The sequence below is a fragment of the Streptomyces sp. NPDC041124 genome (assembly GCF_055592385.1).
Genome location: NZ_JBVIYR010000013.1, coordinates 84,430 through 99,279 on the forward strand (window position 1 = coordinate 84,430; position 14,850 = coordinate 99,279).

The 14,850-nt window shown below is 72.3% G+C and carries 14 protein-coding genes; 9 read left to right on the forward strand and 5 right to left on the reverse strand.

Annotated features, from left to right (window positions below):
* Positions 1-66: 66 nt before the first annotated feature.
* Together ACZ6A9_RS29485 and ACZ6A9_RS29490 are read right to left on the reverse strand one after the other, a co-directional pair.
* Positions 67-450 carry an NAD(P)H-dependent oxidoreductase subunit E gene (locus tag ACZ6A9_RS29485; RefSeq protein ID WP_468991490.1) on the reverse strand — a complete coding sequence of 128 codons (384 nt, stop codon included), beginning with the start codon at positions 448-450 and terminating at the stop codon, positions 67-69.
* Positions 451-818: 368 nt separating this feature from the next.
* Positions 819-1,178 (reverse strand): STAS domain-containing protein, encoded by a 360-nt coding sequence (locus tag ACZ6A9_RS29490; protein ID WP_468991492.1) that lies wholly within the window; start codon positions 1,176-1,178, stop codon positions 819-821.
* A gap of 525 nt (positions 1,179-1,703) precedes the next feature.
* Here ACZ6A9_RS29490 and ACZ6A9_RS29495 point away from each other — a divergent pair.
* The 7 genes from ACZ6A9_RS29495 to ACZ6A9_RS29525 all read left to right on the forward strand — a co-directional run bounded on the left by ACZ6A9_RS29495 (position 1,704) and on the right by ACZ6A9_RS29525 (position 10,803).
* Positions 1,704-5,852 carry a SpoIIE family protein phosphatase gene (locus ACZ6A9_RS29495; RefSeq protein WP_468991495.1) on the forward strand — a complete coding sequence of 1,383 codons (4,149 nt, stop codon included), beginning with the start codon at positions 1,704-1,706 and terminating at the stop codon, positions 5,850-5,852.
* A complete protein-coding gene (locus ACZ6A9_RS29500; protein ID WP_468991499.1) occupies positions 5,852-6,139 on the forward strand; it encodes an STAS domain-containing protein in 288 nt (95 codons plus the stop codon). Before ACZ6A9_RS29495 ends, ACZ6A9_RS29500 begins: the two co-directional genes overlap by 1 nt.
* A 213-nt stretch (positions 6,140-6,352) precedes the next feature.
* Positions 6,353-8,065 carry a PP2C family protein-serine/threonine phosphatase gene (locus ACZ6A9_RS29505; protein ID WP_468991502.1) on the forward strand — a complete coding sequence of 571 codons (1,713 nt, stop codon included), beginning with the start codon at positions 6,353-6,355 and terminating at the stop codon, positions 8,063-8,065.
* A gap of 103 nt (positions 8,066-8,168) precedes the next feature.
* Positions 8,169-8,717, forward strand: a complete 549-nt coding sequence (locus ACZ6A9_RS29510) for a gas vesicle protein (RefSeq protein WP_468991505.1) — start codon at positions 8,169-8,171, stop codon at positions 8,715-8,717.
* Between the two features lie 34 nt (positions 8,718-8,751).
* The gene (locus ACZ6A9_RS29515; protein ID WP_468991507.1) at positions 8,752-9,639 is read left to right on the forward strand and encodes a gas vesicle protein; all 888 of its coding nucleotides are present in this window, start codon (positions 8,752-8,754) and stop codon (positions 9,637-9,639) included.
* A gap of 49 nt (positions 9,640-9,688) precedes the next feature.
* Positions 9,689-10,003: a gas vesicle protein K gene (locus ACZ6A9_RS29520; protein WP_468991509.1), complete on the forward strand. Its 315-nt coding sequence runs from the start codon at positions 9,689-9,691 to the stop codon at positions 10,001-10,003.
* Positions 10,000-10,803 (forward strand): GvpL/GvpF family gas vesicle protein, encoded by an 804-nt coding sequence (locus ACZ6A9_RS29525; RefSeq protein WP_468991514.1) that lies wholly within the window; start codon positions 10,000-10,002, stop codon positions 10,801-10,803. The genes ACZ6A9_RS29520 and ACZ6A9_RS29525 overlap by 4 nt, the downstream gene beginning before the upstream one ends.
* Before the next feature lie 122 nt (positions 10,804-10,925).
* Here the strand turns inward: ACZ6A9_RS29525 and ACZ6A9_RS29530 are convergent, their stop codons facing one another.
* Positions 10,926-11,756 carry an alpha/beta fold hydrolase gene (locus tag ACZ6A9_RS29530; RefSeq protein WP_468991517.1) on the reverse strand — a complete coding sequence of 277 codons (831 nt, stop codon included), beginning with the start codon at positions 11,754-11,756 and terminating at the stop codon, positions 10,926-10,928.
* A 169-nt stretch (positions 11,757-11,925) separates the two neighbouring features.
* Between ACZ6A9_RS29530 and ACZ6A9_RS29535 the strand changes: the two genes are divergently transcribed.
* Positions 11,926-12,528, forward strand: coding sequence for a DUF998 domain-containing protein (locus ACZ6A9_RS29535; protein WP_468991519.1), 603 nt, complete (start codon positions 11,926-11,928; stop codon positions 12,526-12,528).
* A gap of 71 nt (positions 12,529-12,599) precedes the next feature.
* Here ACZ6A9_RS29535 and ACZ6A9_RS29540 read toward each other — a convergent pair whose 3' ends face one another.
* On the reverse strand, positions 12,600-13,916 hold the full coding sequence (locus ACZ6A9_RS29540; RefSeq protein ID WP_468991523.1) for a tetratricopeptide repeat protein: 1,317 nt from the start codon (positions 13,914-13,916) through the stop codon (positions 12,600-12,602).
* A 156-nt stretch (positions 13,917-14,072) separates the two neighbouring features.
* On the opposite strand from ACZ6A9_RS29540, the gene ACZ6A9_RS29545 reads away from it, so the two are divergent.
* Positions 14,073-14,555, forward strand: a complete 483-nt coding sequence (locus ACZ6A9_RS29545) for a DUF4396 domain-containing protein (protein WP_468991525.1) — start codon at positions 14,073-14,075, stop codon at positions 14,553-14,555.
* Between the two features lie 10 nt (positions 14,556-14,565).
* Here ACZ6A9_RS29545 and ACZ6A9_RS29550 read toward each other — a convergent pair whose 3' ends face one another.
* A complete protein-coding gene (locus tag ACZ6A9_RS29550; RefSeq protein WP_228968864.1) occupies positions 14,566-14,799 on the reverse strand; it encodes a hypothetical protein in 234 nt (77 codons plus the stop codon).
* Positions 14,800-14,850: the final 51 nt, after the last annotated feature.

Here is a 14,850-nt window from a genome sequence, read left to right on the forward strand (position 1 = left end):
GGCGATCTGAGCCGGGAGGCTCCCCCCGGTGCACGGCGCGTCGCCGTCGAGCGCCGCGGGTCCCGCCTAGCAGTAGCCCAGACAGCGGACGGTCTGCAGCGACACGTCGCCGCGCGGTGAGGCGGTGTGCGCGGCGACACCCAGCTCACGCTCCACCTCCGCGAGGTGCCCTCCGCCCCCTGCGGCGAAGCACGCCGTCGCGGTGCACACCCGCACGTGGCGGTCGCCGTGCGGGGCGGAGAGGTCCGCGTAGTAGGTGGCGGGGCCCAGCGCGGCGGCAGCAGGCAGTCCGACCCGGGAAGCGACAGCCGGTGCCCAGTCCTCGGGGCCGTCCCGCGTTCCGGCCCTGGTCTCGGCCAGCGACTCGAGCAACCGGTCGCCCGGCCGCCCACGCCGGCCCGCCAGCGCCCGGAAGGCGTCGTACGGACGGGCGGAGCGGATGAACGCCATGCCTTCATCGTGGGGGAGGGCGCACGGGACCGCAGCCGGAGGGACCGGTACGGGCGGGCATCGGCGTCGACGGCCTCCCGGCCGGCGGGAAGTCACCGCGGCGACGACACCCCCGCGACCTGCGAGCTGAGGGCCGGGCGTCCCTCGGTGACCGGTCACGCTGACGGCGGTCGGAGGCGACCGATCCGTCCGGGACGGACCTCGCCCTCCTCGCCTCCGCGGGCCGGGGTCGTGGGCGGGATCTGCGGAATCGGCGGCGACACACCGCGGACAGGCGCCCCGGGAACCTGCGGCTGACCAGCGGGCCTGCTCACCGGCGAGCCCGAGGGGCGGAACGCCCCGTGTGCGTCACACGGCCGGCGGTCTCCTCAACTCCGCAGTGAGGAGACCGCGGTCTCCACGTCGGCGTGGAAGGTGAAGACCTGATCGAGGCCGACCACCTGGAAGAGCCGCTCCAGATCGGAGTTGGCACCCGCCAGGACGAAGGGCGCGCCCGTGGCCTGGGACCGCTGGTACGCGGTGATGAACACCGTGATGCCCGTGGAGTCGCAGTACGTCATCGCGGACAGATCGAGGATCAGGCCGCGGTCGTCGGACTGCGCCTCACCGACGGCCCCCGCCAGGACGGGGGCGGAGTGGTGGTCGAGCTCGCCCGCCACTGCCAGGACGTGTGGACCGGAGGTAGCCTGGCGGGGCGTCACGGTCAGAAGGTCGTCCGAGTCGGTCACTGGTTCTCCTCGATGCGGTGCTGGCGGTGCGCGGCTACACACAGGGCGGAAGGTGCGGCGTCCTCGCCGGCACCTGCCGGACGACGACGGGGACCCGGACAGTCCGTAGCGGCTCGGCCGCCGATCCCCCGACAGCCCCGAGCCGGGCGTCGGCGGGAGCATCCGCCCGGGCGCCGGGGGCGCCCGGCGACGCGGAGCGGCTGATGCGGTCCTGCCGGGTCCCCCCGCCGCGCGGCAAAGACGCGGAAGGTCGCCCGAGGCGTGCCGTCATCCCTTGTCCCCGCTCGTGGTGCTCGCAATCCGCTCCGCCCGCGCAGTGGTGCCCGACCGGTTGGCCGTATCCTACGGAATCGGCACCATGGACGGGACGGTGCCCCCGGGCGCCGTCGACGATGCCGACACCGGCCGGCCTGGCGTCCCTGCCCGTGCACCGCCCCCGGACGGCGGTGCCGGTCCGCCGGCCGACACCGAACCGGCCGGCCCCGGGGCGCGGCGGCCGGACGGACGCGAGTGAAAGGGTGACCATTGGGGCGTTCGGGAGACGCTGCGCACGAGTGCGCCGCAGTGGCCGGCGCGGACGTGTTCGCGGCCGACGATGAGGTCGGCGGACATCTGGGACTGGTCGACTGGTCGGCCACTCCGCTGGGACCGCCGCGGGAGTGGCCGCAGAGCCTGCGGACCGCGGTGAGCATCCTGCTGTCGTCGCGGTTCTCCATGTGGATGGCGTGGGGCCCGGAACTGACGTTCTTCTGCAACGCCGCCTACCGGCGCGACACGCTGGGTGCCAAGTACCCGTGGGCGCTGGGACGGCCGGCGAGCGAGGTGTGGCGGGAGATCTGGGACGACATCGGTCCCCGGATCGACACCGTCATGACCACCGGAAGGGCCACCTGGGACGAAGGGCTGCTGCTGTTCCTGGAACGGTCCGGTTACACGGAGGAGACCTACCACACCTTCAGCTACAGCCCGCTGCGTGACGACTCCGGCACGGTGGTCGGCATGCTCTGTGTGGTCAGCGAGGAGACCGAGCGCGTCATCGGCGAACGGCGCATGGCGACCCTGCGCGACCTCGGCTCCGACCCCAGCGTGGTGCGCACCGAGCAGGAGGTGCTGGCGTTCACCGACAGGCAGCTGGACCGCAACAGGCGGGACCTGCCCTTCACGCTGACCTACCTGCTCCAGCCCGACGGCTCCGCACGCCTGGCGGGTACCACCGGCCTCCCCGCGGGGCACCCAGCGGCTCCCGGGACGTCACCGGCCGACGGCTCCGGTGTCTGGCCGGCCGCGGCGCCGGCGAACGGCGAGTCCGTGCTGGTGCCGCTCGACCGCCCTCCCTTCACCGCGCTGCCGCCTGGAGACCGGTCCGAGTCGCCCACTCAGGCCCTGGTGCTGCCCTTGCTGCGGCAGGGTGGCGCGCCGTACGGGTTCCTCGTCGCCGGACTGAACCGGTACCGGGAGCTGGACGACGCCTACCGCGGCTTCCTCGAACTCGCGGCCGGTCATCTCGCGGCAGGTATCGCCAGCGCTCGCAGCTACCAGACCCAACAGCGGCGAGCCGAGGAACTGGCTGAACTGGACCGGGCCAAGACCACGTTCTTCTCCAACATCAGCCACGAGCTGCGCACCCCCCTCGCCCTGATCATGGGACCGACCGAAGAACTGCTCGCCCGGTTCCCGCAGTCCGGTTCACCCGTGCGCGGGGAACTCGAGGTCATCCACCGCAACGGACTGCGGCTGGGCAAGCTCGTCAACTCCCTGCTGGACTTCTCCCGCATCGAGGCGGGCCGGATGCAGGCCCGCTACGAGTCCTCGGACCTGTCCCGGGTCACGGCCGACCTGGCCAGCGTCTTCAGATCCGCCGTCGAGAAAGCCGGCCTCGAGTTCCGCGTCGACTGTCCCGCGCTCCCCGAGGCGGTGTACATCGACCGCGGCATGTGGGAGAAGGTGATCCTCAACCTGCTGAGCAACGCGCTCAAGTTCACCTTCGACGGCTTCATCTCCGTCAGCGCGCGCGCCGAGGACGGGCATGCCGTGATCACCCTCGCCGACACCGGCATCGGCGTGGCGCGCGAAGAGATGCCGCGGCTGTTCGAACGATTCCACCGCATCGAGAACGCACGATCCCGCTCCCACGAGGGCAGCGGCATCGGGCTGGCCCTGGTGAAGGAACTCATCGACCTCCACGGCGGCACGATCACCGCCCACAGCACCCAGGGGGAGGGCACCTCCTTCACCATCCGCCTGCCGTTCGGCGCCGACCACCTGGACCCCGACGCCCTGGTGCCCGCCGGGGAGAGCCGGGGACCGTCGGCCGCGGAGCCGTATGTGCAGGAGGCGCTGCGCTGGCTGCCGGACGAGGCCCCCGGCGACGTACGCCCCGTGACGACGGCCGCCGACGCGTCGGGGTACCCCGACGGGCCCGCCCGCGTGCTGGTCGCCGACGACAACGCCGACATGCGTGCCTACCTGGCACGCCTCCTGGGCGGCACCGGATACCGGGTGGAGACCGTCGAGGACGGGCTCGAGGCGTTGCGGGCGGTTCGTGCCGACGCACCCGACCTGGTGATCAGCGACGTGATGATGCCCGGCCTCGACGGCCTCGGGTTCGTGACCGCCCTGCGCTCCGATCCGCGGACCGCTTCGATTCCGGTGGTGCTGCTGTCCGCCCGGGCCGGGGAGGAGGCGTCCATTCAAGGACTGCAGGCCGGAGCCGACGACTATCTCGTCAAGCCCTTCGCCGCGGCCGAACTGCTCGCCCGGGTACGGGCCAACGTCGAGCTGGCCCGTCTCCGCAACCACCAGGCGCGCTGGCGCACCGCGCTGGTCGACTCGTTGCAGGAGGCGTTCTTCGTCTGTGACGAGGCGGGGGCCGTCATCGAGATCAACGCGGCTTTCACCGACATCCTCGGCTACGCCCCCGACGGCCTGCCCTACGAGCCGGTCCACCCGTGGTGGCCCGACGCCGCCACCGACCCCGACGCCCACGGTCAGGTCTCCGAAGCCTTCGCCCTGCTGGTGGGCAACCCCAAGGGTTCCTACACCATCCCCGTCACCCACCAGGAAGGGCACCGGCTGTGGGTGACGGCCAACTTCAACCAGGCGCAGGACCCGGACACCGGACGTCGAGTGACCGTCGGCACCTTCCGTGACGTCACCGCCGAGCACTACGCCATCCAGCGGGAGAGCGCCCAGGCGGCCCTGGGCATGTGGCTCACCCGGGCGTCCAGCCTGTCCGACGCGCTGGAGGGCACCCTGACGGAACTGAAGAACCTCTGGCGTGCCGACCGCGTGCTCGCCGTCGTGTCGACGCCGGACGGCGTGCCGCTCCTGAGGTCCACCGACGCCGGCCTCAAGTGGGAGGACCTGTCGGCGGAAGAGCGGGGCAAGGTCACCGGCTGGTTCGACCGGCCGTCGCTCACTCCGCTGCAGGACGCCGCCGGAGCGGGCATCACGCTCGACCACCCGGACGGTCCGATGGTGGTCTGGATCGATTTCGGGACGCGGCGTCCGTTCACCGGCGAGGATCAGCTGCTGCTGTCCCTGCTGGCCGGGCAGCTCTCCCAGGGACTGGCCCGCGCGCACCAGATCGACCAGCAGCGTGAGACCGCCCTCGCCCTGCAGCGCGCCATCCTCGGCCCGGCCGGTCTCCCCGAGGGCTTCGCCGTCCGCTACGAACCCGCGACCCCGCCCCTGGAGGTCGGCGGCGACTGGTACGACACCGTCGCCCTTCCCGACGGCCGGATCGGCATCGTGGTCGGCGACTGCGTCGGGCGAGGTCTGGGAGCGGCCACCGTCATGGGACAACTGCGCAGCGCGTGCCGTGCCCTGCTGCTGCAGGACTCGGGTCCCGCCCAGACCCTGATGGCCCTGGACCACTTCGCGGACGGGATCTCCGGAGCGAGGTGCACCACCGTCTTCTGCGGCGTCCTCGACCCCGGTACCGGCCTGCTGACCTACTCCAGTGCGGGACACCCGCCTGGAGTCCTCGCCCTCGCCGACGGCACCACCCGCCTGCTCGACGAAGGACGGTCCGTACCGCTGGCGGTGCGGCCGGGCGCGACCCGCCCCGAGGGCAGCTGCACCGTCCCGGCCCGGGCCACGCTCCTGCTCTACACCGACGGGCTCGTGGAGCGCAGGCGGCGCCCGCTGACGGCCGGCATCGACCAGGCGGGCGAAGCCGTCCACGCCGGCCGCGATGCCGCCGTCGACGACCTCGCCGACCAAGTCATGATCCGGCTGACCCCTCCCGACGGCTACGACGACGATGTGGCGTTGCTCCTCTATCGGCGCCCGGCGCCACTGGACGTGGCCTTCCCCGCCGAATCCGCTCAGCTCGCTCCGGTACGCAAGGCCCTGCGCAACTGGCTGGACCAGTGCGAACTCCCTCGGCACACCCTGCAGAACATCCTGGTGGCGGCGGGCGAAGCCTGCGCCAACGCCATCGAGCACGGTCATCGGGAAGCTCCCGGTGCTCCCGTCCGGCTGCGTGCCGAGGCCCGGGCCGGCGGTCTGCGCCTGACCGTCGCCGACTCCGGACGGTGGAAGACGCCCCAGCCCGGGGTCGGCACCCACCGAGGCCGTGGGGTGGCGTTGATGCGCGCTCTGATGCAACAGGTCACCATCACTTCCGGTGCGACCGGCACCACCGTCGACATGCACACGAGGATCGCCTGATGACCACACCGCTCACCCTCACGTCCGGTCGACGGGCCGACGGCACGGCTCTGTTGACGGTGGCCGGCGAGATCGACATGAGCAACGTCGAGGAGCTGGCCACGGCCATCGACACCACCGAGGGGCCACTGGTGCTCGATCTGACCGCCGTCGAGTACCTCGACAGCGCCGGTCTGAGCGTTCTCTTCCGGTACACCGACCGCATAGAACTCGTCGTCACGCCGCTGCTGGCGCCGGTGCTGGAGATCACCGGACTAGCCGACCTGACGACGGTGCACGGCCTGTGATGACCCTGTCCCGGACCGGCCCACCCGGTGGGGTCTGCCCGCGCACCGTCGTCGGTGCCTGCCGTCGACCCGGACCGGGCCTCTCATCCCGACCCGGGGCATGTGATGATCTGATCGGTGCTCCTTCCATGGCTTCTTCGAGATCGGCCGGGCGTCCGGGGCGATGAACTCCTTCGGCGGGCTATCGTCCCGACCGAGGGGTGAGGAGAAGGCATGGCGGTCGACAGCACTGACTCAGGCGATGAACAAGGCCTCGCGGCGCCCGGCACGGCGATCGGGGAGATGCTGGGCCTTCTCGGCACGGGCGCCTACGCCGTCGACGCACGCGGCTGCATCGTGGCCGTCAACGCGGAGGGCGAGCGGTCCCTGGGCCGGCCCGCCGCGGAACTCCTCGGGCAGGACGCGCACGACGTGCTGCACCGCAACGCCCGCGGCGAAGCGTTTCCCCGGGCGCAGTGCCGCATGCGCCCGGCCTTCATGGCCGGCCGTCCCGCCCAGGCCGCCGCGGAATGGTTCGAACGGGGAGACGGGACACTGCTCCCCGTCTCCTGGACGATCGTTCCCTGCGGCGTCGGTGACGGCGACACCACTCTCGTCCTGTTCATCCCCAGGGACGACCCCGCCGGGCTCGCCGATCAGCCACCGAGCGACGGCACTCTGAACGAGCTGGAGAGACTCGCGCTGCTGGCCGAGGTGACCACACAACTGACCTCGACCCTGTCCGTCGACGAGGCGCTGCAGCGCCTGTTGTCGCTCCTCCTGCCCCGGCTGGCGGACTGGGCGGTGATCGACCTGATCAACGAGCACGGCGAGGTGTGGCGCACCAAGGTCGTCCACGCCGAGAACGAAACCCTGACGCACCATCGGGGGCTCGAGGGCCCGATGACGCCCGTGTCGCCCGCGTCGCAGATGCCGCTGTCACGGGCCCTGCGCGGCGTGGCCTCCACGATCACCGAAGCACGGGTGTACGAGGGGGCGCTCGACACCGGTATCGCCGTCGAGCAGCACCGGCTGTTCGAGGCGACGAACATGCACTCGGCGGCCATCGCGCCGATCCGGGGCCTGCGTGACGTCCTCGGTGCCCTGACGCTGGGCCGCTCCGAACGACCCGAGAAGTTCAGCGCCACCGATCTGGCGCTCGTGGAGGACATCACGCGGCGCGCCGGCCTGGCGCTGGACAACGCCCGCCTCTACCAACGGCAGCGCAAAGTGGCGGAAACCATGCAGCGGTACCTGTTGCCGCAGCTTCCGCGCGTGGCGGGGCTGGAGATGACGGCCCGCTACCTGCCCGCGCCGGACGCCTCCCACGTGGGCGGCGACTGGTACGACGCCTTCCCGCTCACCGACCATGCCACCGCCCTGGCCATCGGTGACGTCTCGGGGCACGACCTCGACGCCGCGGCGGGCATGGCCCAGGTGCGCAACGTACTGCGCGCCTACGCCTGGTCGCAGAAGGAACCCCCCAGCCGTGTCGTCGAACGCGTGGACCGGGCGGTGCTGAGCATCACGGACGTCCCCATGGCCACGCTTGTGTTCGGCACCCTCGCCCGGCGCGACGACGGAGCCTGGGAGCTCGAGTGGACCAACGCGGGCCACCCTCCGCCGTTGTTGATCACTCGCGAGGGTGTGACCCGGTACCTCGCGGGAGGCAACAGCATGCTCCTGGGCACCGGCACCCATCCACCGCGCTCGGACACCTCGGACGTGCTCCCGCCCGGCTCCACCCTGCTGCTGTACACCGACGGCCTCATCGAGTCCCCCCGCCACTCCATCGACGACGGCCTGGAGCGGTTGCGCCGGCAAGCCGCCGCCCTGGTGCACCGCCCGCTGGAGGTCTTCACCGACGAACTGCTCAGCAGGGTCCGGCCGGCCGAGAACGACGACGACATCGCCCTTCTCGCCCTGCGCCTGGGCACACCTTCCTGAGTCCGGACGGTGAACGCGGCGGGTGGCCCTCCGCCGCGCAACCCGGCCGATCACCGGACCGGCTGAGGGGTGTGAACGGCGGGAGAGGGGTTAGGCGGCTGGAATGAGCACCTACTCCGGAACGCCGAGCGAGCGGGGCTTCCCCGCCCCGGCCGCCGCACGCGACCCGTCCGCCCGCGCGACGCCCGCTGTGGCGGCCGCGCCCATGCAGCCGCGGCGCGACGGCGACGGCAGCCTCGCGCACGTCGTGGAGACACTGCTGGACAAGGGCCTGGTGTTGAACGCCGACATCATGGTCTCGGTGGCCGGGGTCGAACTGCTGGGCATCCGGCTGCGCGCGGCGCTCGCCTCGTTCGAGACGGCGGCCCGCTACGGGCTTGAGTTCCCGTCCGGCACGGACACGGAAACCGCCGCGTGGCGCGAGACCAGGGAGGAGAAGGACACCTGCCCGGCGTGCGGGAAGCGCGCTCCCGTCGAGCAGTTGCTCAACCAGTGGTGTCCTTGGTGCGGCTGGCGCAGCGCACAGGCGCGGTTGCGGGACGGCTCCGGCGAGACCGAGCTGACGGGCCGTCGGGCCGACGGCGCGGGCGGTGGCGCGGATGCCGAACTGCCGGCCGGGCGCGAGCGGGAGACCGGGCGACGTGGCGACTGACAGACCCCCGATGCGGCCCACCCGGGAGCCGAGAGTGACCCTGGACGACCTGGTGGAGGTCGTCCTCAACAAGGGCGCGGTGCTGCACCTGGACCTCATCGTCGCCGTGGCCGACATCCCGCTGATCGGCGTCTCGATCCGGGCGGCCGTGGCCGGAATGGAGACGATGCTGGAGTACGGCATGATGCGTGACTGGGACGAGGCCACCCGCGCCTGGGCCGAGCGTTCGGTCGTCCGCCGCGCCCTCGACCTGCGCGAGGACGAGGGTGTCGTCCGCCGCATGAGCGGCGGTCACCTGCTGACCGAGGGTGTCTACCACGGCTGGCGGCCCGGCACCGTCTACCTCACCGATCAGCGCCTTGTCGTCCTGCGCGCGGAACCGCGGGAGATCCTCTGGCAGACCGAGCTGTCCGGCGTGCGCGGCGTGCGTCTGAAGCCGGAGCGGACGGTGGGGGGCGAGGAGCGCTCGCGTCTGGAGCTGACCCTGGCGGACGGTCGGAGGGAACTGCTCTCCGCCAAGGAACCCGAGACCCTGTGCGACCTGATCACCCGGGCCTGCGCCGGGCGGCTCGCGCCCGCGCTCGCGCCCGGGCGCGTCACCGACGAGGAGCCCCCGCTCGCCGAGGGGCACCTGTGGTATCAGGAGCCGCGCAGATCGGGCCCGGTGTGGCGTGGTGGGAACGCGCGCCTGACGGCCGGCGGACTGACCTGGAAGTCCCCGCTGGACGCCCGGCCCGCACTGGTGCTGGCGACGGACGACCTGGCCGAGGTGCGGCGGGTGCCCGGACACGGACCCGCCGGGGAAGGCAGCGTCCTGGTGGTGACCACCACCGCCGGTGAGGAGGTGCGGCTCGCCGCCGACGACCCCGGCCTGTGGGTGCGGCGGCTGGAAGCCGCCCGACCGGTGGTGGTGGCCGGATGAACCGCGTGCGGACGAGCCCGGCGGACCGCCGGGAGAGGGGAGACGCGACATGCCGCTGACCGTGGACGAGAAGAGCCTCAAGCACGGAGTGCTGTCCCTGGTGGTCACCTTGGTGGAGGTCATCCAGGAGGCCCTGGACCGTCAGGCGATGCGCCGCATCGACGGCGGTGACCTGAACCCGGAGGAGGCCGAGCGTCTGGCCGACGCCCTGCTGGAACTGGACGAGGCGATGGAACAGATCAAGGAGGACCACGGCATCGTCGGCTCCGTCGCCGACCTGCACCGCGGTCTGGACGACGTGGTCGACGACGTGGTCGACAAGCTGGTCAACCCCCGGCGCTGGGCGGAGGAGGCCGGTCGATGAGCGAGCACAGCGCGCTGTACGTGTACGCCCTGCTGCCGCACCGTGAGGGCGCGGCCGACGGCGTCACGGGGCTCGACGGGCGCCCGGTGCGCCTGATCGGCGTCCCCGGCACCGGCGTCGCCGCGCTCGTGCACGACGCCGCGCCGGCCCCCTTCCAGGGCGGTGACGAGCAGGTGCGCCGCTGGGTGGCGGAACAGAGCAGTGCGGTCACCACCGTCTGGGAACGCGTCGGCGGCCTCCTGCCGATGACCTTCAACGTCCTGGTCGCCGCCGACACCGAGTCCGGCCGGAGTGCCGAGCAGAGCCTGGAGGACTGGATCAGGGAAGAGCGGGACGACATCACCGGCCGGCTCGAGGCGCTGGCGGGACGCTGCGAACTGAGGGTCGAGATCACCCTGGACCGAGCGGCCGTCGCCGGTGGCGACCCGGTGGCCGGCACAGCGGCCGACGACGGTGACAACAGGTCCCCCGGCATGCGCAGACTGCTCGCCAAGCAGCGGGAGCAGCGCGCGCGGAACGCGGCCGGCGAGGTCGCCGACGCGCTGCACGCCTGGATCCGCCGCCGCCTGCTGGCCGTCGCCGACGACCTCCTCGACCGCGACTTCAACCAGCGCACCGCCGACGAGACGGGTGTCCTGTCCGCGGCCCTGCTCGTCCGCCACGAGGACATCGACGCCGTCGGCGCCGTCCTGAGCGACGTGCAGACGGGACGGCCGGAACTGCGCATCCGCTTCCTGGGCCCCTGGCCTCCGTACTCCTTCGCCGACACCCGGCAGGAGGAGCCCGCGGAGCACGTCTGAACCGGCGCGGCGCGCGGTGGAGCACAGGTGGACCGCCGCCTGCCCGGGCCAGGGGCCGGGCCCGAGACCTCCGTGGCGGCCTGCGGACTGCCGAAGAGGAACACGCGGCGGGAGCGGCGGCGCTACGCCTGCAGGAATTCCAGGATGTCCCGGTTGAGGACGTCCGGATGGGTCGCCGGCATGCCGTGCGGAAATCCTTCGTACGTCTTGAGGGTGCCGTGCTTCAGCAGGTCGGCCGACAGCGGCGCCGAGTTGGCGTAGGGCACGATCTGGTCGTCGGTGCCGTGCGCCACGAGGACCGGGACGTCGATGACCTTCAGGTCCTCGGTGAAGTCGGTCTCGGAGAAGGCCTTGACGCACTCGTAGTGGGCGTTGGCCGCCCCTGCCATCCCCTGCCGCCACCAGTTGTCGATCAGCCCTTGGGAGACGTCCGCGCCGGGCCGGTTGAAACCGTAGAACGGGCCCGACGGCAAGTCCAGGTAGAACTGCGAACGGTTGGCGGCGAGGGCGGCCCGGAGCTCGTCGAACACCTCGATCGGCACACCGCCCGGATTGCTGTCCGACTGGACCATGACGGGCGGAACCGCGCCCAGGAGGACCGCCTTGCCGACCCTGCCCCGCCCGGCGCGCGCCACGTAACGCGTGACCTCGCCGCCGCCCGTCGAGTGCCCGATGTGCACGGCGTCGCGCAGATCGAGGGCGTCCGTCAACACGGCCACGTCGGCGGCGTAGGTGTCCATCTCGTGGCCGGTGGGTGACTGGCCGGAGCGGCCGTGCCCGCGCCGGTCGTGGGCGATCACCCGGTACCCCTGGGCGAGGAAGAACAGCATCTGGTTGTCCCAGTCGTCGCTGCTCAGTGGCCAGCCGTGGTGGAAGACGACGGGCGTGGCGTCGCGTGGACCCCAGTCCTTGTAGAAGATGGCCGTGCCGTCAGGAGTGGTGACCGTGCCCATGGTTGATCCTTCCGCGTGAAGGGCTGAAGGTCTCGCACGCGCGCCCCGCAGACCACGGCAAACGCACCCACATCACCCTACGCTCCCGTCGGCCATGCCTCATCTCGGATCAGGTCCGGACGTATGTGTGCGGAATCTGAGAACACGCGGGGCGTTCTATGGTGGTTCGATGCCGATTGTTCCCCGATGGGTCCTGCTCTCGTCCGGGTGTGCGCCGGCGCTGCTGATCGCGGGATGGGTGATCGCGGCGTCGCTGGAGGGTCCCGCGTACGACCCCGTCACTCAGACGATCAGCGTCCTGGCGGCGTACGGGGCCGCGGGATTCTGGATCATGACCGGCGCGCTCTTCGCCCTGGGTGTCTGCCATCTGCTCACCGCATGGGGACTGCGGGCGGCGGCGGCCGCCGGACGCCTGGCCCTGGCCGGCGGGGGAGTGGCGGCACTGGTGGTGGCGCTCGTCCCGGTACCGAGCAGCGGTGGCTCCCTGCGGCACGGTTCGGTGGCCGTCGTCGGATTCGTACTCCTGGCCGTGTGGCCGGTGCTGGCCGTCGACGGCGGGAGTGCCGCCCCGTGGGCGCTCAGGCCCGCCCCCGCGTGCGCGGCGACCGCCGTGATGGCCGCCGGCGCGGTCTGGTTCCTGATCGAGATGCACCTCGACGGTGCGGCCGGTGTGGCGGAACGGGTGGTGACGGCCGTTCAGTCCGTCTGGCCCTTCGTGGTCGTCACCTCCTGCGTGCGCCACTGCCGGGGCCGCGACAGGTCGCCGGGATGAGGTGGGCGGGTGCGACAGCGGGCACGGGTTCCGACCCGTCCCGCCGCGCGACCCTGGCGGCTGACGCGCGCTCAGAGGAACCGTGAGCCGGCCACCGGACCGGCGGAGCGCAGGCGGGCCCGTTCCCCGCGCAGCCAGGTGCCGCATACCGCCGAGACGAAGTCCGTGAGGCCTTCGACGGGGTCCGCGGGAGTTCGCCCGTCGCCCTCGTCCGGCGTCGGGTCCGCGCCCACGATCTCTGCGGCGATCACCCCCTCGGGGCGCACGTCGGGCTCCCCGCGCTCCACACCCCCATCGGCGCTCCGCCGCAGGCCGGCCGCCCACGGGGCCACCGCCGACTGGTGCAGCAGCGTGACACTGTCGGCCGTGACGCCCGGCGGGTCGGTCCAGCAGCTGGCGTGCTCGTGCAGCACCTGACCCGGCGTCCGGTCCCGGAGTTCTTCCAGGATCCGCGGGCCCTCCGCCTCGCGGGCGGTCGCTTTGAGGTCGTGGGCGACGACGACGGTGTGTTCCCGGCCGGGCTCGTAGGGCTCGGCCGGGAGATCCAGTACGCCGGCGGCCGCCAGGCCCAGGATCCTGCTGCCGCGGTCCGGCAGCAGCGACACCGAACGGGGACGTACGTCCGCGGCCCCCAGTACGGACCACAGCCGCAGCAGACCGAGCAGGCACTGGCCGTGCGTGTCTTGGATCCAGCCGTACCGGCCGTTCATCCCCGCGTCGTACCCGTACGGGGAGAGGGTGCCGAGCACCGTGCCGCCCATCACGTACTGCCAGCCCCGCAGGTCCGTGGGGTCCAGAGGGCCGGCCTCTCCGGCGCTCGCGGCGCGCCGCAGGACGCGGTCCTGCCGGTCGCGCGCGCCGAGCCAGACGGCGTCCCGCGGGTCGGGCAGCAGCGCGTGCTGACGCCGTGCCAGCGCCAGATCACCGGCCAGGACGGCGTTGTGGACCAGCAGGTAACGGTCGGGCCAGTCGTCGAGGCCGCTCTCGTGCGCCAGCAGCGCGTCGGCGGCTTCACGGTGCCGGCCCTCGTCCTCGTAGGCGGAGACCAGTTCCCGCAGTACCGCGGGGGAGCCCTGCGACAGGCGCAGGGCCTCGCTGAGGGCGGGTATCGCCAGGTAGGACACGCCGCGCTCCACACAGGCGTACCCGTAGTCGTACAGCGCGCCGGGCCGGCCCGGGTGCGCGGCCAGCGCCCCGGCCGCCTTGTCCAGGTCGTCGAACCCGGCGGTCCTCGCGGCACGGCCGACGACGAGGGCGACCTCCGCGAGGGGCGCCGTGGCGGCCTGCCGCAGCCGGCGCAGCGCGCCGGGTACGTCGTCGGTGTCGAGGCACTCCCATGCTTCGGCCAGTTCCGGGGAGGCGGGGCGGCGGTTTGTGCGCGAGAACATGAGCCGCATCCTCTCCGCCGGCCGGCGGAGCCCTCAACCGGTTTCTCCGCCGCGCCGCCGCCGGGCGCCACCGCGGGTGAGGACGCCCGGTCTCCCAGGGAAGGACCCGAAAGGGGAATATACCCCCCAGGGGTATAGGTTTACGGCCGTGACCCGATGCGTACCCGCCAAGCGAAGGGGATGACGGGAATGACCCAGCACCACGGCGCGTCCTGGCCGACGGCGGTGAAGGCGACGCTGCACTGCCTGACCGGCTGTGCCATCGGCGAGATCCTGGGCATGGTCATCGGCACCGCACTGCTGTGGGGCAACGTGCCGACCATGGTCCTCGCGATCTCCCTCGCCTTCCTCTTCGGCTATTCCTTCACCCTCTTCGCCGTCCTGCGCTCGGGTCTGTCCCTCAAGGCCGCGATCAAGGTGGCGCTGGCCGCGGACACGGTCTCCATCGCGGTGATGGAACTGGTCGACAACGCGATCATCGCGCTGACCCCGGGCGCGATGGACGCGCACCTGTCCGACGGACTGTTCTGGTCGGCGCTGCTCGGCGGCTTCGCCGTCGCGTTCGTGATCACCACGCCGGTCAACAAGTGGATGATCGGCCGCGGCAAGGGCCACGCCGTCGTCCACGCCCACCACTGACCACCAGGGACTAATCCTGCGTGCCGCCCGCACCGCCCTCACTGCCGATGACACGGCGGGCCGCCTCCGCCTCGGCAGCGGGCGGTGACAGCTCGTCCAGGGAGTCGAGCGCGGTGTCGGCCTCCAGTTCCCGCTCCCACGCGGCAGCGAGCCGCTCCTGCTCCGCACGCGGTCTGCCGCTGACGGCCTCCCGGTGCTCCGGGTCCAGAGCCGTCAGGAATCGTCCGACCGGGTCCGTGGGCATGCCGTGCTCCTCGTCGCTGGGAAGGGGCCGTCGTCACCCAGGATGGCCAGG